The organism is Mesorhizobium sp. ArgA1 (genome assembly GCF_053714375.1).
Window position 1 is genome coordinate 233,034 of record NZ_JBSKBQ010000007.1, and the last position, 19,413, is coordinate 252,446.

The following is a 19,413-nucleotide window of genomic DNA, read 5'->3' on the forward strand; positions in this document are numbered from 1 at the left end:
TACCCCAACGAGAAACCTTTCTAAAAACGAGGATTTCTGCAAAATAGATAAGCAGAACTTATCTTTTTGATCGCCAATGGCCGCACTTCCATCCCTGAGAGGACTTCAAGCCTTCGAGGCGGCGGCGCGCTCGGGCAGCTTTGCCGCGGCGGCGGAAGAACTGTCGATCTCGGCAGCCGCCGTCAGTCAGCTCATCCGCACCGTCGAGGAGCAGATGGGCCGCAAGCTGTTCCACCGCGTCAACCGCCGCGTCGTGCTCACCGAGGCCGGCGTCGAGATGCTGCCGCGGCTGACCCTGGCCTTCCAGGAGATCGGCAGCATCGCGCGCGGCGGCGATGCCTTCCGCCCGCGGCTTGTCATATCGGTGCCGCCGTCCATGGCGATGGGCTGGCTCTCGGACCGTCTCGCCGGCTTTGTCGCCAGCCACGGCGCCGTCGATATCTCTCTGCGCGGCGATGACGACCCGGTGCTGTTCGACCGTGAACTGATCGACCTCAGGCTGTCCTTCGGACCGCACTATCGTGAGCACCCGACCGAGGACATTGTCAGGGACGCCGTCTATCCCGTCTGCGCGCCAAAGCTTGCCGCCAAGATCAGGCTAGAGAACCTTGCCGGCTTCCCGCTGATCCACACCGATTGGGGGCCGACCGGAGCGTCGTTTCCGTCATGGCGCAACTGGTTCGAGGCGGCCGGCATCGATCCCGGCAGGGCAGTCCAGCGCGGCCTGTCGGCGAACTCGTCGCGGGCAGCGCTCGACCTGGCTATTTCGGGGCTGGGAGTGGCGCTAGCGCAAGGCATCTATTGCGCCAAGGCGCTGGAAGACGGCCGGCTGGTCCGGCCGAGCGCCCTATCGATCGCGCTGCGCCAGCCCTATTGCCTGACGGTCCCTGAGCGCAGTGCAAGGCGCGACGTGGTGGCGGCGTTCCGTTCCTGGCTGATCGAGGAATGCCGGCGGTCGGTGGATTCGCCGGCGCTTCGATGATGGCTTGCGGCTCAGCGATGGGCGGCGAATGCCACCACTCAAAGATGGCCCGCCAATGCCGCTACCATGTCCTTGCTCATCGCCACGGGGATGATCTCGAACTCCACCAGATCAGACCATTCGATGACCCAGCGCTGCAGCAGCGTGACGTCATCGGCCTCGACCAGAAGGAAGCAGCGGCTCATATCCGCCGCGATCCAGGAGTGGTGGACGACAAGCTCGTCCGGCTTCAGGCGGCCGCGCTCGCCGAAGCGGCGATAGATTTCCTTGCGATCGCAGCCGGTAAAATCCTCGATGACGATGAACTGCATACGTCCCCCTCGCCTTGAATTACCGCCCGGGACGATCGAGCCGCTCCAGGAACCACTGCGTCAGCCGCACCCAGACCTCGTCCTTTTCGCCAGAATCCTCCCAACCATGGTCGAGATTGGGGTTGTCGTTGACCTCGATGACGAAGACGCCATCCTTGGTTTCCTTGAGGTCGACGCCGTAAAGCCCGTCACCGATGCAGCGCGCCGCCTTCACCGCGGTCTCGACGACATGCGGGGGCGTCTCTTTCAGCGTAAAGGTCTTGATGCCGCCCTGGTCGGGCTTGCCGCTGGCCTTGTGGTTGACGATCTGCCAATGTTTTTTGGCCATCAGATAGTGCACGGCAAACAGAGGCTGGCCGCCGAGCACGCCGACGCGCCAGTCATATTCGGTCGGAATGAATTTCTGCGCGATCAGAAGATCGGAATCCTCAAGCCACTCCGTGGCGAGTGTCTTCAGTTCCTCGAAGTTGCCGCATTTCTTGACGCCGCGCGAGAACGATGAATCCGGGATCTTCAGCACCAGCGGAAAGCCCAGCGTCTGCGCCGCCAGTTCGAGGTCGGTGGTGCCGGCAATCATCACCGTCGGCGGCACCGGCACCTTGTTGTAGGCCATCAGCTCGTTGAGATAGACCTTGTTGGTGCAGCGGATCATCGACAGCGGATCGTCGATCACCGGCATGCCTTCCTGCTGGGCGCGGCGCGCAAAGCGGTAGGTGTGGTTGGAAATCGAGGTGGTCTCGCGGATGAACAGCGCGTCGTAATTGGCGAGCTTGGCCAGGTCCTTCCTGGTGATCGGCTCGATTTCGACGCCCATCTTTTCGGCGATCTTGGCCCAGTAGCGCAGCGAGGAAATCTCCGACGGCGGCAGTTCCTCGTGCGGATCGACCAGCGTCGCGAAGGTGTAGCGCGCCGGCGTGCGGCCCTTGGTGTCACGCCACTCGCGGTTGGTGTAGGTCTCCAGCGCCTGCACGAATAAAGCTTCTTCCTCCTCGGTCATCCTGGCCAGCGGCAGGAAGCCGATCTTGCGGATCGAAGCCCATTCGGCGCTGTCCTTGATGTGGACCTCAAGCGCGGGGGCGCGGAACCAGTCGAACAATAGCTTGGCGAAACGGTCCCAGATCTTCGACGGCCCGATGCCGAAGAAGATGCAGACTTTTTGCGGAAAGACGCCGCCGAGATCCTTGCGGCATTTGTTGAGCGCCAGCTCCAGTTCCGGCAGCGCGTGCTCGTAGAGCTTGCGCTCCGACAGGTCGATCATCGTCTCGACCGTCGGGATGACCTTGTGGCCGCGCGAACCGGCGAGCAGAGAGGCATAGTAGCCGCGGCTCTGGTAGGCGTAGTTGTTCGACAGGTTGATCACCTTCGGCTGCTGGCCGCGAAACAGCGCCGGATGTGCAAGATAGTCACGGTTGGTGATGATCTTGTGTGGCGTCGCCGTCTGGTCGAGATCATTCTGACGGCCGGTGAGGATGACCCAGGTCATTGTTATCAGCGTTTCCCAAGAGTGATGGCAGCACGCAGTCCGTCGCGGCCGAATTGCGCCATGTTCATGAAGATGCCGTGGGGGACGGGAATGTTGGCGGCATCGAGGATGGTCTCCTGTCTTTCGTCCTCGACCCAGGGATCGTGGATCAGGATGTGGTCGCCGTCGTCGCCGATGGCCAACACCCAATGCGGCACCTTCTTGCCGAACATCAGGAAGCCGCTGATCAGCACCAGCACAAGTTTTCCCTCGGCCAAAGCGCCTCTGATGTCGTCGATAGCGAATGGACGGTAATTCACCGGGATGCCGTATTGTTCCGCGCGACGGCGAAAGTCGACCTGCGCGAGTTCCATCACCCGGCGCTTGTCCTCGCTGCGCACCGACTGCAGGAAGAGCGCGCCATAGAAGGACACGAAGACTTCGGCCGCCAGCCCGTTTTCGTGGCCGGCCACCGCGAGGCCGAACGGCTCACAACCGCCCGGGCCGGACATCATGAAAACAGTCGTCGCCTCGCGCCACAGGCGGATTTCCATGACCGGATCGGGCACGAAGCCGGAATCGAAATTGGCCATCGCCATCATCAGGCAGCATGGGCCGCAGGTGAATTCGCACGTCTGCTGGTAGAACGGCACTTCGGTGGCGACCGGAATGTCGCCGCGCAAGGTCTTCTCGTAGCGCAGCGCCGTCTCGCCATCTTCGTAATAGTGGGGTTCGCGACCGATCTTGCGGTAGCCGCTCTGCTCATAAATGCGGATGGCGCGCAGATTGTCCTCGCGCACTTCGAGGCGCAGCATCATGCGGTTGTGCTCGAAGGCTGCCTCTTCGGCTGATCCAAGCAGCAAGCGGCCAATGCCGCGGCCGCCGAAAAACGGACTCGTGGCAAGCGAATAGAGCCGGGCCACGCCGCTGCCCTTGCGAAACAACACCACGGCGTAACCGGCGACGCGGCCATCGTCCTCGGCGACCAGCAACTCGGCGGTCTCGCGCTCGATCAACTGGCGAAAGGAGCGCCGGGAAATGCGGTCACTAGAAAAAACCGCCTTCTCGATGGCGGCGAGGTCATCGACGTCGGACGCGCGGGCCTTGCGAATCTCGGCAGGCATGCGGGTTCAGAAAACCTCGATTGGGTGGAGGAAAAGGCCCCGGTCAAAAACGACGCAAACATCAGCCGAAACGCCGATATCAGCTAGAGCATGATGCCGAAAAGTGTGAAGCGGTTTTCGGACGACATCATGCTCTATCTCTATGATTAGAGCCGGATTCAGATTTCAGGTCGATTCGACCTGAAATCATCCGGCTCTAGGCGCTATCGCACCTTGAATAGGGCCGAATTGTGACAGGTTCCGCCGCGAGTGGCGGGCGTGGGAGCGGCACCGCGAAGTGCGGCGCCGCCCCGGCGCATGACCCGAAAACGGAATGCGCTCAACTGGCGAGACCCGCCAGAAGCTGACCGTAGGCGCGCTTGGCCACCGCAGCCAGTTGCTCACGCGGGAGCGAGCCGACGACGGCGCAGGCATAGCCCTTGTCCAGCCAGTAGACCGCCTCGGGGCCGTCGGCGTCCGCCATGTAGGTGCCCTTGGACTTGGCAGCCGAGTCGGCGGTAACGAACAGGGAGATGCGCTGGCCCTTGGCGTCCTCGTAGAGCAACATGGCGGCCTTGCCCTGGCCGGCGGGCAGCAACCGGCCGCCAACCAGCTGGAAGCCTTCCGCCACCAGATCGGGCGCCACCAGCTTCAGGCCGACGCGGTTGGACAGCCAGGTCTGCAGATGGTCCTTGTCGCTGGCCGGGACTTCCACCGCATGGCGTTGCTCGGCGGCATAGATGACATGGGCGGCGATGGCCTCCTCGGCCAGTTGGTCATCTGCCCCGTCATCGCTGCCGATGCCGTCGATGCCGGCAAAATAGCCGCCAAGACCGCCAACGACGAGAACCGCGGCCGCCGCGGCCGCAAGCCACCAGCGCGAGTGCCGCGCCGCTACCCTGGTCGGACCTTCGCCGCGCACGATCTGTTTGAACAGCATCGGCACCGGCTCGTCGAGCACGCCGGCAAAGGCTGCACGCAGCGCGGCGCGGTCGGCGGTGTAGCGGGCGCTTTTCGCCTTCATTTCGGGATTGGCGTCGATCCAGGCGTCATAGGCGGCGCGCTCGTCTGCCGGCAGCTCGCCGTCGAGGGCCATGTGGATATCGCGTTCGGAAAAATCGCGGCGGGTCATTTCTCGACGATCCTTATCGAGCGGCGGCGTGCGGTGTCGTCGAGCAGGCTGCGCAGTTCCTCGCGCCCGCGCGCTATGCGCGACATCAGCGTGCCGGCGGGCACGCCGAGAATGTTGGCGGCCTCGGCATAGGAAAATCCTTCGATGGCGACCATGACAAGGGCGGCGCGGCGGTCGGGGCTGATCGCCTGCAGAGCGTCGATGATCTCGCGCGATGCAGCATTCTCCGCCTGCTCGGCGGGGACTGCCTGCGCCTCGTTTGCGTCGAGCGGCAGGATCGCCGCCTCACCGCGCCGGTTCACCTTGCGCATCTGATCGATGAACAAATGATGCATGATCGTAAACAGCCACCTCCGGGGGCTTTCTCCCGTCTGCCAGCTCTCAAGCCGCAACAGCGCCCGTTCGAGGCAATCCTGGACGAGATCGTCGGCGGAATCGCCGTCGCGCAGAAGCGAGCGTGCGTAGCGGCGCAGGCGCGGTATTTCACCAAGGATTGCTGCCTTCTTCTCGTCCATGACCGCTGGTTCTGAGGTCGCCCTTGTTTAACCCGATTGAACGCGCCTTCCCGGCGTGGCGCAAGCGGCCAGCGCGAAGCGGTCTGCCGCCCCGGTCACCCAAGCAGTGAGATAACGAGAGGGTTGGCCAAATTATTCCCGGCAATCAACAAGAAAGCCGAATTATCCCAAATCGGTCAGTGCGAAATCATTGCCCTTGTAGAGGAGCGGAAGATCGCGACTTTTCGCGCAGGCGTAGGCGAAACAGTCGCCAAGGTTCAGATCCGCCTGGTGCCCAACGGCTTTGCCGTAACGGGCGCTGGCGTCGATGGCCCGAGAGCCGATGTCGTCGTCGATCGTCACATTGTCTCCGTCAATCTCCAGAATGAACCGATCAACCAGATCGCGAGCATGGAGAAGTGCCTCGGCGGTGGGTTTGCGCGACCCCGCACCAGCACGCGCCAGTGCTTGTGTCGCTTCGAAGCGCACTAAGGGAGAAACGCAGAGCAAGCCGGAAAACCCGGAAACCCGCTTGATCAATTCCTCCCAACCCGGCTCCTGGTTGAGAATGGCGACCACCACCGACGCGTCGACAAACATCAGTCTTCCCACATCTCGTCGGTGAACTTCTTCATATCGAAATCGGGATTGGGCAGACCAATCTTCCTGGCCTCGACCTGTAGCCTGGCAATCCGGTCGCGCAGCGGCACCTTGGTGCGATTGCGTTCGAGTTCGTGCACGAGCGCGATCCGTACCGCCTCGGTTTTGCTCGGAGCGTTCGTCTCGCGCTGTAATCGGGTGGCCAGCGCATCCACCTCGTCGTCACGTATATAGAGCGGCATATGAATATCCTTTATTGGATATTCATATATTCCATCCTGCATATTCGTTCAAGAAGCAGCGCTATTCTCCCTCGCCGCCCTGGTCAGCAGCCGCTGGTAGAACAGGCCGATGCCGATTAGCACGGCGCCGAGGCCGATGAAGGACAGTGCCCGCAGTACGCCTTCCAGCTCCGACATGTCGAACAGGAAGACTTTCACCACGGCAATCGCGATCAGCGCCGCCGAGGCAATGCGCAGCACCTGCGATTTCAGCCAGACGCCGGCGGTGAGCAGAACGACACCGATGACCAGCCAGAGCGCCGAATAGGTGTAGGTCTCGAGCTGGCCGAGACCGCTCCACAGGCCGATGAACTCGCCCTTGAACGCTCGCCTGACCGACAGTGTGGCGTAGGCGAAGACAAGCAATGCCGCCACAACGGCCAGCATCTGCGCATACCATGGCGGCCGCTTGTCCCTGGCATAGAGCGCCAGCCCGCCAGCGGCGATGGCCGGCAGGAGGTAGGCCAGGAACAAGAGGTTGAACACCGGGATCTGGCCGGTCGACTCGTCGGTGAACAACGGGTTCAGCACCAGGAAATGCTGGAAGACGATGAAGGCGACCGAGACCACGCCGGCGGCCATCGAGCCGTAGCGCAGCACCGAGCTTGGCGAGCGCATGTCGATGGCGACCAATATAGCGCCGGCGCCGAGGGCGATCAGGGTGTAGATCGCCTGTTCGGCGAGCGTTACGGTGCCGGTGTCGATGACGCCGCCATGCATGGCGTGGCGCACCAGCATGGCGATGGTGAGCAGCGCGAAAAGGGCTGCACCCGCCTCCATGGCAAGGCGCGGCCGGCCATTGGTGGTGCGGGCGAGTTGCCAGGCGGCGAAGCCGAAGGCGAGCGCCGGCACGCCGTAACCGGGCAGCAGCCAGTTGAACACCGGCGTCGTCGTCAGCGCTCCGGCGCCGACGATGGTCGGATCGAAGGCAACGCGGCCGAGCACCGCGACAACCGCGCCGACCGAAATCCAGCCGAGCACCGGATAGGAACGCCAGCGCGTCGCCAACGCCGGCACGATTGCCGCAACGCCGGCAAGCAGCGTGGTCCAGCCGGAACCGAAGGCCATGTGGAGCATCAGCAGGCCAGCCACAGCCGCTCCACCCAGTGCAAAGGAAACGGCCACGCCACCCCTGAGCGGCGGCTGTTCGGCGCGCGCGATCCACTCGCCGCCAGCGGCGAAGATGACGACCAGAAGGGCAGCGACCGCGGCATAGGCCAGGTCGCGGTCGAGATTGCCGTAGGCGAGCCAAAGCGTCAAAAGGACGACCAGGGGCGCGGCAACGCCCCATGCCGCCCAGCATGCCGCGCGAACCTGCGCGGTGGCGGCGAACCGGCGGGCGGCCCAGAAACCGGCGCCGATGAAGACCAGGCCAAGGCCGATGCCGATGTGAAGCGTCCAGGGGTTTCCGGCCGCCACCGGCATTCCGTCAAAGCCTATATTTCCCTGGGATATGCCTGAGCCGATGGTGGCGGGCGGAATGATGCCGAGATAGATCATCACGCTCACCACACCGGCGGCGTGCAGCAGCGGCAGCGCGCGCGGCCGGTAGAGCGCGGTGGCGACAAGGGCGACGAGGACGAACGCACCCGGCAAAGCGCCGCCGGCGGCGACCAGTGTCATGTCGACGGACAGGCCCAGCGCCGAAAAAGCAACGAAGACACCTGGCACGATCGAGGGCCAGTCGAAGCCGTTCTTTGCCGTTTCCGCTTCGCCGCCGCGGCTACCCAGCCAGACAAAGGCAAGAACCGCCAGCGTCACCGCGTCGATGAACAGGATGACGGCAAGGTCGGTGCCGGGTGCAGCCATCATATAGGCGATGGTCCAGGCGCCGGTGCCGAAGAAGGCCGCGGCGATCAGGAATTTCCAGTCGCGCATGCGGGCGATCACCGCGGTGGCGGCAAGCACGATGGCGAGATAGACAAACAGCGCCCATGGGTTTGGCGCCTGCGAGGACACAAGTGCCGGCGTCGCCATGGAGCCGACAAGGCCGATGCCGGCCAGGGCCTGGCCGTGGATGAGAGCGGCGACAATCGTCGCCACGCCGATGGCGCCGAGCACGGTGAAGGCGAAGGTCGGGCCGACGAAGCCGTAAACGGCATGGGCGGCATAGACCGTGCCGAACAGGATGAAGGCACCGGCAGCCGTCAGGATCGCCGGGATATAGGCGCCAGCCAACCCTTCCACCGGAACCTTGAAGCCCGTGCGGCGGATGAACTCGCCGCCGCCGATCAGCACCAGCCCGAGCAAGGCTGCCAGGGCCAGCCGCACTTCCGGGCCGAAAATGCCGGCCTCAATGGTGTAGCGGATGAGGAACAGGCCGCCCAAGGCCAGCGCGATGCCGCCGACCCAGACCGCCCAGCGTGTGCCGAGCGCGGTTTCGACCTCGGACCGGCGGGCGGCTTTTGCTGCGGCGGTCGCGGATCCGGTGAACGCCGCCTTGGCCGCGGCTGATAGCTCTGGCACAGGCTCGCTGGCGGCCGCTTCGGCCGGTGCTTGTGCTGCTTCGGTCGCCGCGGCAGGCGCCTGTGCTGGTGCCGCTACGGCTGCTATTGGCGAAGCTGCCTCGGCAACTGCTGGTGCGGCCTGGGGGATATCTGCTGGTGCGCTGTCGCCCGCTGCCTGCTCGACCGCCTTGGCAGCGGGCGCGGCAACATTCACGCCGGACAGAACCAGGCTGCGCAGCGCGCCGAGTTCGCGCTCGATCAGGCCGATCCGGCCCTGCTGCCGCAGCACGATGACGAAAAGCACGACAACGACGACAGCGCCAATCAGGCTTTCAAACATGGCGGTTCCCCCAAACCAGGCCAGTTTTCACTGACAATTGCGGCGGCCACACGGCCACCCCAGACGACTATTCAAGTCACGCCACCGCAATGGCGACCGGAGATAAATCATCGAGCATGTTTCGCCGGCAAATTCCAGCGGTCTACAGTCGTTATCCTCACCCATCATCCCGGATGGTCAGGAATGGCGCCACCGCTACTTGCCAGGGAGACATGCTATCCTCAGATGAGCTGCGAGGAAATCCAATGCCGAAAAGAAGCGCGGGATTGCTAATCCACCGGACAAAGGCCGGCATTCTCGAATTCCTGCTGGTCCATCCCGGCGGCCCGTTCTGGGCAAGGAAGGATGAAGGCGCGTGGTCGATCCCCAAGGGTCTTGTCGAAGAGAACGAGGATGAGCTGGCGGCCGCCCGGCGCGAGGCCGAGGAGGAACTCGGTGTCGCCATCGAAGGCGATTTCGAGCCTGTCGGCAGCTACCGGCAAGCCGGCGGCAAGATCGTCATCGCCTGGAGTGTCGAAGCCGACCTCGACGCCGATGCCGTCAAAAGCAGCATGTTCACCATGGAGTGGCCACCAAGGTCGGGCGCGATGAAGGAATTTCCCGAAGTCGACAGGGCCGGCTGGTTTTCATTGGCTGAAGCCAGCCTCAAGATCCTCAGCGGCCAGCGCGCCATGCTCGATGATTTCATCGAGCGTCGCAAAACGGGCTGAGCGCTACGTTGCCCTCCCTTCGGATGGCGAGCCTCACCGCGCCGCGAGATTGGCAGCTGGAAAGATCGAGCATGTCTCGGTGCCGAAGGCGAGCAATTTGCCCTGCGCGTCCTTCAGCATCGCTTCCGATACCGCCAGCGTGCGGCCCTTGTGGACGATCTTACCCTCGCAGACCACCTCGCCGGTCCTTGGCGTGATCGGCCGCGTAAAATTCACTTTGAACTCGGCCGTCGTGTAGGCCTCGCCCTTGTCGAGCAGCGTCTGAACCGCGCAGGCCAGTGCGGAGTCCAGCAGCGTTGCCGCCCAGCCGCCATGCACGCCGCCCAAAGGGTTGAGGTGGCGCTCGCTCGGCATGCCGCGAAACACCGCCCGGCCCTCAGACACTTCGGTCAGCGTAAAATTCAGCTGGAAGGAGATCGGCGGCGCCGGATATTTGCCGTCGATGATCCGCTGCAGCAAGTCGAGGCCGCTGTATTCGAGGAGGTCGGCAAGCGGAATGGTGCCAAGGCCAAGCGGCGACACCCGGCCTGGATAAAGTTCGACTTCGCTCATCGGATTCTCACGGCGTGATTTCTGGGAGGGCGCCTGCTGTTGCGGCGGCTTTGCCGCCCGAATGATGCCTGCGCAAGGCGGCGAGGAAGCCTGTACGCGCGTCTGGCTGTTCGATGCCGCGCGGCTCGTAGACATGGCGGGTAAAGAAGAAACCAGTCAGCCGGTAGGCATCCTCGAGTGCCGCCTGGTCGGCGCGCAGGCCGGAGCCGCGCTGCAGGAAGGCCGGCAGCACCAGCATCTTGTCGCGCCACGGCGCGCCTGCTTGTCGCGATACCGCGCGGCCGGATTTCGGCGAGACATAGGCCAGATCCTGCCGGGCGCCGGTCGCCGCGCACTGGCTGAGATCGAGCCCGAAGCCGAGTTCATCGAGGATGAGCAGTTCAAAGCGCGCCACCAGTTCGCCGGCAGCATCCGCATCATCGAGATGAGCGATCATCACGGCCAGCGTCTCGTAGAGGCCGCCATGGGCGTCGCGCTCCGGCAGGAGCCTCAGATGCGCGGCCATGGTCTGCAGCCCGTAGACGGCTACAGCGCTGTCCATCAGCCGGGCGGCATTCATCTCGATCGCCTCGGCCTGGAAGGTGCCGAGATGCTCGTCGAGGCGGGCCCGCCACAGCAGGTCGACGCGGTTGCCGGGCTGCAGCACCGGCTGCTGCTTGCGCGAGCGGCCGCCGCGCACCAGGCCGAGATGGCGGCCATGCGCGCGCGTCATCACCTCGAGGATGGCGCTGGTTTCGCCATGCTTGCGAGTGCCGAGAATGATTCCCTCGTCGCGCCATTCCATGGTGGGAGCTTGTCACCGGTTGCGTGGCGAAATCAAGGATCGTGCCGGGGGCCTCGCATGAGCTCCTGACATTGGCTTGCGTCGAAATATCGGAAAACCATCGGAAAGCCGTCGGGATTTTCCGCCACGCAACCGTCAGTAAGGACGGGTTGGCCGGCGCGGTCGACGCACAACCTGCCGGACTGGTTCGGATGGGTCGTGTCCAGCATGTCGACCGATCGGGCAGCCCGGCGACCTCTCATGCCCCCTGCCCGCCGAGAGGACCCGACATGATTTCCTTCCTGAGCCTGGTGCGAAGGCACCAGCTGATATCCTTCTTTTCAATGGCGCTCGGTCTGACCTGGCTGTTGTTCATCCCGTTCTGGCTGTCGAAGGGCGACAGCATTCCATGGTTCACCTTCGGGCCAGTGGTAGCCGCCTTCACTGTCGCAGCACTTTCCGGAGGCTGGGCCTCGGTCAAGGCCATCCTTGCCTCAATGGTGAAGTGGCGGGTGCATCCACTGTGGTATCTCGTGGCGTTCGGCCTGCCGTTCGCGGCACAGCTGGCCTCGATCCTGATCAATCCGCTGCTTGGTTCTCCGGCGCCTGCCTGGAGCGACATCCCGGCGATGAGCGAAATCCTGCCGATTGTCGCTCTTTATGCCGTCTTCAGCGGCCCGCTCGGTGAAGAGCCAGGTTGGCGCGGCTTTGCGACGCCGCGGCTGCTTGCCAGCCATTCGGCGCTCACCAGCAGCCTTATTCTCGGCGTGATCTGGGCGATCTGGCATTTCCCGCTCAGCCTGGTCGGCGACCTCAGTGTCTATGGCACGATCAATGTGGTGCTGGCCGGGGTGGTGTTCACCTGGCTCTACCAGAACACCGGCAGCGTGCTGCTCGCCGTCATCATGCACGTCACGCATCAGAACAGCGTGCGCTTCCTGGGCAAGGTGTTCACCGATGGCGACTATGTGCAGCAGCAGTGGATCGGTGTCGCGATCTGGGCGGTCGTAGCGGTGGCTATCGTTGTCTATTATAGGTCTGAAAGCTTTGTCCGCCGGCCATCAGCCGGCGCACGAGATCGGTATCGATCGTCAGTTTTGGGTCCATCGTCTCAAACTGCCGGGCAGTTCTAGGTGACGAATCTCAATGAGGAAACTCCAGCCCCATCTCGCGGTAGCGTTCGGGGTCATCGCCCCAGTTCTCGCGAACCTTGACGAACAGGAACAGGTGCACCTTCTGCTCCAAAATGCCTGATATCTCCATGCGCGCGGACTGGCCGATGGCGCGGATCGTCTCGCCCTTGTGACCGAGCACGATCTTCTTCTGGCTGTCGCGCTCGACATAAATGGTCTGGTCGATGCGCACCGAGCCGTCCGGCTTCTCTTCCCATTTCTCGGTCTCGATATGGGAGGAATAAGGCAGTTCCTGGTGGAGGCGCAGATAGAGTTTTTCGCGCGTGATCTCGGCCGCCAGCTGACGCATCGGCAGGTCGGAAATCTGGTCTTCCGGATAGTACCAAGGGCCAGCCGGCAGCGCTTGCGCGAGGTAGTCGAGCAGGTCCTTGCAGCCGGAGCCGGTAAGCGCCGAGACCATGAAGGTGCGCTTGAACGGCACTTTTTCATTCGCTGCCGCGGACAAGGCCAAAAGCGCTTCGTGCTTGACCCGGTCGACCTTGTTGAGGATCAGCACCATGGGCTGGCGGACATCCTTCAGCCGCTCGAGGATGGCGTCGGCGTCGCCCCTGATGCCGCGCTCCGCATCGATCAACAGCAGCACGATATCGGCGTCCTTGGCGCCGCCCCAGGCCGTGGTCACCATCGCGGTGTCGAGCCGGCGCTTCGGCTTGAAGATGCCCGGCGTGTCGACGAAGACGATCTGCGCATTGTCGTGCGTGGCGATGCCGCGCACGATGGCGCGGGTGGTCTGCACCTTGTGGGTGACGATCGACACTTTGGCTCCGACCAGCTGGTTGACCAGCGTCGACTTGCCGGCATTGGGCGCGCCGATCAGGGCGACGAAGCCGGAATGGGTGACGGGAGCCTCCGCTGCCGAGGGCAAGTCTTCACCGGCGGTCATGCCGCACTCCCTTGGTTGGCCCAGATACCTTCACGCACAAGAAATGCCGATGCCGCCGCTTCCTCGGCTGCGCGGCGAGAGCCGCCCATACCGCTTGCCGGGGCAAAGCCACTGACCCTCACGGAAACAGTGAAAACCGGTTGATGCTCGGGTCCTTCACGTTTTTCGATCGCGTATTCGGGCCGGACATCGCTCGTCTTGGCAATCCATTCCTGCAGGTCGGATTTCGGGTTGGGCGGCTTTGCCACCACCTTCTTCGAGCGCGGCTCCCAGTATCGCAGGACAAATTGCCTGGCGGCATCGAGGCCGCCATCGATATAGACCGCCGCGATCAGCGCTTCGACCGCGTCGGCCAGATAGTTTCCGCCCGAGCCGCGAGAGCGCGCCTTCAAGGCTGCGTCCGCCCGGACCAGATCTTCCAGCTGCATTTCAATGCCGATCTCGGAACATGTCCGCGCATCGACCAGGGCATTGAAGCGCGGCGCGATTTCACCCTCCGGCGCTTCGGGAAATTTTTCGAAAAGCATGTCGGCAACGATCAGGCCGAGCACGCGGTCGCCGAGGAATTCGAGGCGCTGGTTGTTGCTGTTGGCCCTGACCGCACTGGAATGAGTCAGCGCCGTCTCGAGCAAACGGACATCCCGGAAGGAATGGCCGGTTCTGGCTTTCACCAAATCGGCCAGAGTTTCACCAGTCGGGCGCTTCAAAGCCATCAATTTACGAAATGGAACATGCGTGACAGGCGCACCAGCGACGGCCATTTCCAGATCTCGAGCGGGCTCGCTTTGCCGGCGATCGAGAAGAAAACGATATTGGCGCGGCCGACCAGGTTCTCTGCCGGCACGTAGCCGACGCTGAGGCGGCTGTCGGAAGAGTTGTCGCGGTTGTCGCCCATCATGAAATAGTTGCCGGCGGGCACGACAAACTCTTTGGTGTTGTCGGTTATCGAATTCGGTGTCAGGTCGAGCGTGTCGTAGCTGACGCCGTTGGGCAGCGTCTCGCGATAGACGTCGACCGGCTCAGGCACTTCGGTGATATCAGGATTTTGGATCTGGCCGGTCTTCACACGCGGAACACCCTCGCCGTTGATGAACAGCTGGCCGTTCTTCATCTGGATCTTGTCGCCGGGCAGGCCGACGACGCGCTTGATGTAGTCAAGCGACGGATCCGGCGGGAACTTGAACACCACCACGTCGCCGCGCTTCGGGTCGGAACCCCAGATGCGGCCGGAAAAGATGTCGGGGCCGAACGGCAACGAATAGCGCGAGAAGCCATAGGACCATTTGGTGACGAAGAGATAGTCGCCTTCGAGCAAGGTCGGCCGCATCGATCCCGACGGGATCGAGAAGGGCTGGAACAGCAGCGTGCGGATGACCATGGCCAGCAGCAAAGCCTGGATGATGACGCTGACGATTTCGCCAAGCCCGCCGGATTTCTTCTCGGATTTTTCAGCCACGCTCATGTCGTCCTCGATTATGCGTTGGATGGTATAGAGTCTCGGCGCGCGCTGGGCAACGTCATGCCGGCGTTAGATATAATCGCCGGTCGTCAGATGCAATCAATGTGGCGCTTGTTCGGCGGGCAACGCCTCGATGATCACAAAGGCTTGAGCAAGCGGGAAATCATCGGTGATTGTGAGGTGGATCGCCGCTTTGTGCCCTTGCGGCAGGATTTTGGCCAGCCGTGCCGCCGCTCCCCCGGTCAGCGCCATGGTCGGCGCGCCGCTGGGCAGGTTGGCGACGCCCATGTCGCGCCAGAACACGCCTTGCGCCAGGCCGGTGCCGAGCGCCTTGGCGCAGGCCTCCTTGGCGGCGAAGCGCTTGGCATAGGAGGCGACACGCCCGGCACGGCCCTCCGAGCGGGCTTGTTCGATCGCGGTGTAGATGCGCTGGATGAAACGCTGGCCATGCCGTTCCAGCGACTTTTCGATGCGTCTGATGTCGATCAGGTCGCTGCCGATGCCGATGATCATTCCGCCGGAACTTCCCGTCCGCGGTGGCCGGATTTGTGTGCCCGTTCGGCCATGCGCTTCCGGCGCTGCTCGCGAAAGGCGGTCATGCCCCAGCGGGTGATGCCGTAGAAGATGAGGCCGAAGACCAGCCCGAGCGGCACCGCGCCGATCAGCATCGGCTCCAGGATCGGGTGCCACAGCTTGGCAAACGACAGGGTATGCATCATTTCGCCGAGATGCGCGGGGGGTCCGTTCTTGGGCAGGCGCTCATGCAGGATCAGCTTGCCGGTCTCCCAGGACGCGCCCCAGAGCAGCGGGAACGTCAGCGGATTGCCGAAGAACACGGCACCCAGTGCCGCCGCCACCAGATTGCCGGCGATTACCCAGCAGAGCACGGCGGCAATGACGAAATGGAAGCCGAGCGGGAAGAAGGAGGCGAACACGCCGGCCGCGACGCCGGCCGCCACTGCGTGCGGGGTGGCCTTCAGCCTGAGGATGCGCTTGGAGAAATATTGCAACGAGCGAGAAAACGAGCGGCGCGGCCAGAGATAGGTACGCACCCGCTCCAACAGGCCATCAGGCTTGCGGCGTCGAAAAAGCACTCTGTTTCAGTTCCCGTTCAGCAACGCCCCAACCATCCCAGGCCGGACGCGATAGGTCTATCTTGCGCTTCGAGGGCGCAGAAAGGCAACAACGACTTTGATATAGCGACTGCCTTGCCGCGGAACAACGAAACGCCGCCGCGATGGTCTGCCGCAGGTCTGTAACAAGAGCGCTATTGGGGCGAAACTGAGGACAACGTCAGGTGAGAGTTTTCACGGCGACGATAAGGCCGCCCGCGAAGACGACGCCGAGGCGGATAAACTATTCCCGATATTCGCTGACTTCGACCAGATTGCCATCCGGGTCGCGGAAATAGACCGACATCATGGCGCCACGAGCGCCGGTGCGCTCGACCGGGCCGACTTCTATTGCCACGCCATTGGCCTCCAGGCTGGCACAGATCTCGGCGAGCGGCCTTGCGGCGACCAGGCAGAAATCCCCGGAGCCGCGCGTCGGCGTCTTGGCTTTCGGTTCAAAAGTGCGGCCGACTTCATGCAGGTTGATCTTCTGCGATCCGAACAGCAGCGCCGTGGGCCGCTCGGGCTCGTCGAGACGTTTCAGGCCAAGCACGCGCTGGTAGAAGGCGCAGCTGTCCTCCACCGAGCGAACCGTCAACACGAAATGATCGATGCCGGCGATCATGCGACAACCCTCCCGGTCAGATGTTGCGGCTGCCGGGCTTGATGGCCGGAATGGCGGCAAGTTCGGGCGGCAGGCGGTCGGCCGGATAGGCCGGTACCTCATATTCGGCGAGTGCGATCAGCGGCACGCCGACATTGGTCTTGCCGGCCGAGCGGTCGATGATGCAGGCGGCAGCCACCACTTCGGCGCCAAGCGCGCGCAGGCAGTCGATGGTCTCACGGATCGAAAGGCCGGTGGTGACGATGTCCTCGACGATGACGACGCGCGAGCTCGGGGCGATCTCGAAGCGGCGCAGCCTGAACTCGCCGCCTTCGCGCTCGACCCAGATTGCCGGGGCGCCGAGATGGCGCGAGGTTTCATAGGCCGGGATCAGCCCGCCGATCGCCGGGCCGACGACATAGTCGATCTTGCCCGGCACCGCCTTGCGGATCTTCTCGGCCAGCGCCTTGCACAGGCGCTCGGTCTTGTCGGCATGCATGAAGACCCGTGCCTTCTGCAGGAAGACCGGACTGCGCAGGCCAGACGTCAGGATGAAGTGGCCCTCCAGAACAGCGCCCGCCTCGCGGAAAATGCCCAGCACTTCGTCGGTGTTCATGCTCGCTCCATTCACCCATTCACCCGCCGCGCATCGCTGACGCTCGAATTGTCCTTGAGCTGCGACAGCAGCCGATTGAGATGCTTCAGATCCCATACTTCGAGATCGATCAGCATTTCGGTGAAGTCGGGCGCGGTGCGCACCATCGACAGCGTATGGATGTTGGCGTCGTTCGACGCAACCACCTGGGCGATGTCGGCGAGCGAGCCCGGCGCGTTGATCGCGGTGACCGAGACGCGTGCCGGAAAGCGCTCCTTGGTCTGCTCGTCAATGTCCCAGCGCACATCGATCCAGCGCTCCGGCTGGTCGTCGAAGGCCTGCAGCGCCGGCGACTGGATGGGATAGATCGTGATGCCGGTGCCCGGCTGGACGATGCCGACGATGCGGTCGCCGGGCACGGCACCTTCCGGCGCGAAACGCACCGGCAGGTCGCCGCGCACGCCGCGGATCGGCACCGCGCCATCGCGCGACTGGTCCTTGTCCTTGCGCGCGGCTCGCGTACCGGGCATCTGGAACAGCATGCCGGCGGCGTTGCGGATCTTCGACCAGCCCTCCTCGCGCTGCTTGGGGGCACTGACTGTGACGCGCTCGTCCTTATAGTCGGGGAAGACCGCTTTCATGACGTCGGTCGAGGCGAGTTCGCCACGCCCGACCGAAGCCAGCACATCCTCGATGTCCTTGCGCGCCAGCCGGTGCAGCACCGGCTTCAGGTTTTCCTTGGTGAAGGTCTTTCCGGCGCGCTCGAAAGCGCGCTCGAGGATGCGGGCGCCGAGACCCGAGTATTGCTTGCGAATGGCGTTCTTGGTGGCGCGGCGGATGGCCGAGCGCGCCTTGCCGGTAACGACCACCGATTCCCACGCCGCCGGCGGCACCTGCGCCTTGGAGCGGATGATCTCGACCTCGTCGCCGTTCTTGAGCTCCGTCATCAGCGGCATGATGCGGCCGTTGACCTTGGCGCCGACGCAGGTGTCGCCGACATCGGTGTGCACGGCATAGGCGAAGTCGATGGGGGTGGCTCCGCGCGGCAGGGCGATCAGCATGCCCTTCGGCGTGAAGCAGAACACCTGGTCCTGGAACAGTTCCAGCTTGGTGTTTTCGAGGAAATCTTCCGGATTGTCGCCTTCGGCCAGTTGCTCGATGGTGCGCCGCAGCCAGGCATAGGCATTGGTCTCCTTCGAGATCGTATGGGCGGCACCGTTCGTCTTGCCGCCGGTGTCCTTGTAGATCGAATGGGCAGCGACGCCGTATTCGGCGATCTTGTTCATCTCGCGAGTGCGGATCTGCAGTTCGACACGCTGGCGCGACGGGCCGACAATGGTGGTGTGGATCGAGCGATAGTCGTTCTGCTTCGGCGTCGAGATGTAGTCCTTGAAGCGGCCAGGAACCATCGACCATGTCGTATGGATAGCGCCGAGTGCGCGATAGCAGTCTTCAACGCTGTCGACGACGACGCGGAAGCCGAAGATGTCAGAGAGCTGCTCGAAGGACAGCGCCTTGGCCTCCATCTTGCGGAACACCGACCACGGCTTCTTCTGGCGGCTCTTCACGCCGGCATTGATGGCATGCTTTTCAAATAGCGCCGACAGTGCCCTCTCAATGTCGGTCAACACGCCCTTGTTGCGCTCGAATATCTCGGCAAGCCGCGCCGTGACGGCGCGATACGCTTCCGGATTGATGAAGCGGAAGGCGATCTCCTCCAGTTCCTCGCGCATGCCTTGCATGCCCATGCGCCCGGCCAGCGGCGCGTAGATGTCCATCGTCTCCTCGGCGATGCGCAGGCGCTTGGCTTCCGGCATGTGGTCGAGGGTGCGCATATTGTGCAGACGGTCGGCAAGCTTGACCAGCAGGACCCGCACATCCTCCGAGATGGCCAGCAGCAGCTTGCGCAGGTTTTCCGCCTGCTCTGCCTTCTTGGAGACGAGATCGAGCTTCTTCAGCTTGGTCAGGCCTTCGACCAGCTTGCCCATTTCGGGGCCGAACAGATCGTCGATCTCGGCCCGCGTCGCGGTCGTGTCCTCGATCGTGTCGTGCAGCAGAGCGACTGCGATCGTCGCCTCATCCATGTGCATTTCGGTGAGGATGGCGGCGACTTCGAGCGGATGCGAGAAATAGGGATCGCCGGAAGCGCGCTTCTGGTGGCCATGCTTCTGCATGGCGTAGACATAGGCCTTGTTGAGCAACGCCTCGTTGACGTCAGGCTTGTAGCGCGCGACGCGCTCGACAAGCTCATACTGACGCATCATGGGCGGGTTCTTTCGGTGCTGAAATGATTGATGCGCCGCACTGATGTACGGCGCATCTCATAGATAGCCACGAAACTGACGGGACGGAAGTGCCGGAACCATATTCCCGGCAGATCCAGAGCGTCC

General features: G+C 63.4%; 21 protein-coding genes. 3 read left to right on the top strand and 18 right to left on the bottom strand.

Features of this window, described 5'->3' with window-relative positions; genetic code table 11:
* The first annotated feature begins 76 nt into the window (after positions 1–76).
* Entirely contained in the window at positions 77–982 is a 906-nt protein-coding gene (locus tag ACWGTI_RS18155) for a LysR substrate-binding domain-containing protein (protein ID WP_454588378.1), read from the top strand.
* Positions 983–1,020: 38 nt separating this feature from the next.
* Here the strand turns inward: ACWGTI_RS18155 and ACWGTI_RS18160 are convergent, their stop codons facing one another.
* The 8 genes from ACWGTI_RS18160 to ACWGTI_RS18195 all read right to left on the bottom strand — a co-directional run bounded on the left by ACWGTI_RS18160 (position 1,021) and on the right by ACWGTI_RS18195 (position 9,152).
* Positions 1,021–1,293 carry a DUF3303 domain-containing protein gene (locus ACWGTI_RS18160; RefSeq protein WP_454588379.1) on the bottom strand — a complete coding sequence of 91 codons (273 nt, stop codon included), beginning with the start codon at positions 1,291–1,293 and terminating at the stop codon, positions 1,021–1,023.
* A gap of 19 nt (positions 1,294–1,312) precedes the next feature.
* On the bottom strand, positions 1,313–2,776 hold the full coding sequence (locus ACWGTI_RS18165) for a RimK family protein (protein WP_454588380.1): 1,464 nt from the start codon (positions 2,774–2,776) through the stop codon (positions 1,313–1,315).
* A 5-nt stretch (positions 2,777–2,781) separates the two neighbouring features.
* Positions 2,782–3,879, bottom strand: a complete 1,098-nt coding sequence (locus tag ACWGTI_RS18170; RefSeq protein WP_454588381.1) for a peptidase C39 family protein — start codon at positions 3,877–3,879, stop codon at positions 2,782–2,784.
* A 319-nt stretch (positions 3,880–4,198) separates the two neighbouring features.
* Complete coding sequence (locus tag ACWGTI_RS18175) at positions 4,199–4,990, bottom strand: anti-sigma factor family protein (protein ID WP_454588382.1); 792 nt, start codon at positions 4,988–4,990, stop codon at positions 4,199–4,201.
* Positions 4,987–5,505, bottom strand: a complete 519-nt coding sequence (locus tag ACWGTI_RS18180) for a sigma-70 family RNA polymerase sigma factor (RefSeq protein WP_454588383.1) — start codon at positions 5,503–5,505, stop codon at positions 4,987–4,989. The genes ACWGTI_RS18175 and ACWGTI_RS18180 overlap by 4 nt, the downstream gene beginning before the upstream one ends.
* 162 nt (positions 5,506–5,667) lie before the next feature.
* A complete protein-coding gene (locus ACWGTI_RS18185; RefSeq protein ID WP_454577166.1) occupies positions 5,668–6,087 on the bottom strand; it encodes a type II toxin-antitoxin system VapC family toxin in 420 nt (139 codons plus the stop codon).
* Positions 6,084–6,326 carry a type II toxin-antitoxin system VapB family antitoxin gene (locus ACWGTI_RS18190; RefSeq protein WP_454577043.1) on the bottom strand — a complete coding sequence of 81 codons (243 nt, stop codon included), beginning with the start codon at positions 6,324–6,326 and terminating at the stop codon, positions 6,084–6,086. The genes ACWGTI_RS18185 and ACWGTI_RS18190 overlap by 4 nt, the downstream gene beginning before the upstream one ends.
* Positions 6,327–6,374: 48 nt before the next feature.
* On the bottom strand, positions 6,375–9,152 hold the full coding sequence (locus tag ACWGTI_RS18195) for a DUF2339 domain-containing protein (protein ID WP_454588384.1): 2,778 nt from the start codon (positions 9,150–9,152) through the stop codon (positions 6,375–6,377).
* Between the two features lie 245 nt (positions 9,153–9,397).
* Between ACWGTI_RS18195 and ACWGTI_RS18200 the strand changes: the two genes are divergently transcribed.
* The gene (locus tag ACWGTI_RS18200; protein ID WP_454588385.1) at positions 9,398–9,862 is read left to right on the top strand and encodes an NUDIX domain-containing protein; all 465 of its coding nucleotides are present in this window, start codon (positions 9,398–9,400) and stop codon (positions 9,860–9,862) included.
* Between the two features lie 33 nt (positions 9,863–9,895).
* Here the strand turns inward: ACWGTI_RS18200 and ACWGTI_RS18205 are convergent, their stop codons facing one another.
* Both ACWGTI_RS18205 and recO read right to left on the bottom strand, forming a co-directional pair.
* Positions 9,896–10,414 (bottom strand): PaaI family thioesterase, encoded by a 519-nt coding sequence (locus tag ACWGTI_RS18205; RefSeq protein WP_454588386.1) that lies wholly within the window; start codon positions 10,412–10,414, stop codon positions 9,896–9,898.
* Positions 10,415–10,421: 7 nt separating this feature from the next.
* Positions 10,422–11,198, bottom strand: a complete 777-nt coding sequence (gene recO, locus ACWGTI_RS18210; protein ID WP_454588387.1) for a DNA repair protein RecO — start codon at positions 11,196–11,198, stop codon at positions 10,422–10,424.
* Positions 11,199–11,467: 269 nt separating this feature from the next.
* On the opposite strand from recO, the gene ACWGTI_RS18215 reads away from it, so the two are divergent.
* Complete coding sequence (locus ACWGTI_RS18215) at positions 11,468–12,310, top strand: CPBP family intramembrane glutamic endopeptidase (RefSeq protein ID WP_454588388.1); 843 nt, start codon at positions 11,468–11,470, stop codon at positions 12,308–12,310.
* Positions 12,311–12,320: 10 nt separating this feature from the next.
* Here ACWGTI_RS18215 and era read toward each other — a convergent pair whose 3' ends face one another.
* The 8 genes from era to ACWGTI_RS18255 form a co-directional block, all read right to left on the bottom strand.
* On the bottom strand, positions 12,321–13,253 hold the full coding sequence (gene era / locus ACWGTI_RS18220; RefSeq protein WP_454588389.1) for a GTPase Era: 933 nt from the start codon (positions 13,251–13,253) through the stop codon (positions 12,321–12,323).
* Complete coding sequence (gene rnc, locus ACWGTI_RS18225; protein WP_454588390.1) at positions 13,250–13,966, bottom strand: ribonuclease III; 717 nt, start codon at positions 13,964–13,966, stop codon at positions 13,250–13,252. The genes era and rnc overlap by 4 nt, the downstream gene beginning before the upstream one ends.
* The gene (gene lepB / locus ACWGTI_RS18230) at positions 13,966–14,715 is read right to left on the bottom strand and encodes a signal peptidase I (protein WP_454588391.1); all 750 of its coding nucleotides are present in this window, start codon (positions 14,713–14,715) and stop codon (positions 13,966–13,968) included. The genes rnc and lepB overlap by 1 nt, the downstream gene beginning before the upstream one ends.
* A gap of 96 nt (positions 14,716–14,811) precedes the next feature.
* Positions 14,812–15,225, bottom strand: coding sequence for a holo-ACP synthase (acpS, locus tag ACWGTI_RS18235; protein WP_454577034.1), 414 nt, complete (start codon positions 15,223–15,225; stop codon positions 14,812–14,814).
* On the bottom strand, positions 15,222–15,806 hold the full coding sequence (locus ACWGTI_RS18240) for a DUF2062 domain-containing protein (protein WP_454577033.1): 585 nt from the start codon (positions 15,804–15,806) through the stop codon (positions 15,222–15,224). Before ACWGTI_RS18240 ends, acpS begins: the two co-directional genes overlap by 4 nt.
* A 262-nt stretch (positions 15,807–16,068) precedes the next feature.
* Positions 16,069–16,449, bottom strand: a complete 381-nt coding sequence (locus ACWGTI_RS18245) for a VOC family protein (RefSeq protein WP_454577032.1) — start codon at positions 16,447–16,449, stop codon at positions 16,069–16,071.
* Between the two features lie 16 nt (positions 16,450–16,465).
* Positions 16,466–17,044, bottom strand: a complete 579-nt coding sequence (gene pyrE, locus ACWGTI_RS18250) for an orotate phosphoribosyltransferase (protein WP_454588392.1) — start codon at positions 17,042–17,044, stop codon at positions 16,466–16,468.
* 11 nt (positions 17,045–17,055) lie between these two features.
* Positions 17,056–19,287 (bottom strand): RelA/SpoT family protein, encoded by a 2,232-nt coding sequence (locus ACWGTI_RS18255; protein ID WP_454588393.1) that lies wholly within the window; start codon positions 19,285–19,287, stop codon positions 17,056–17,058.
* Positions 19,288–19,413: the final 126 nt, after the last annotated feature.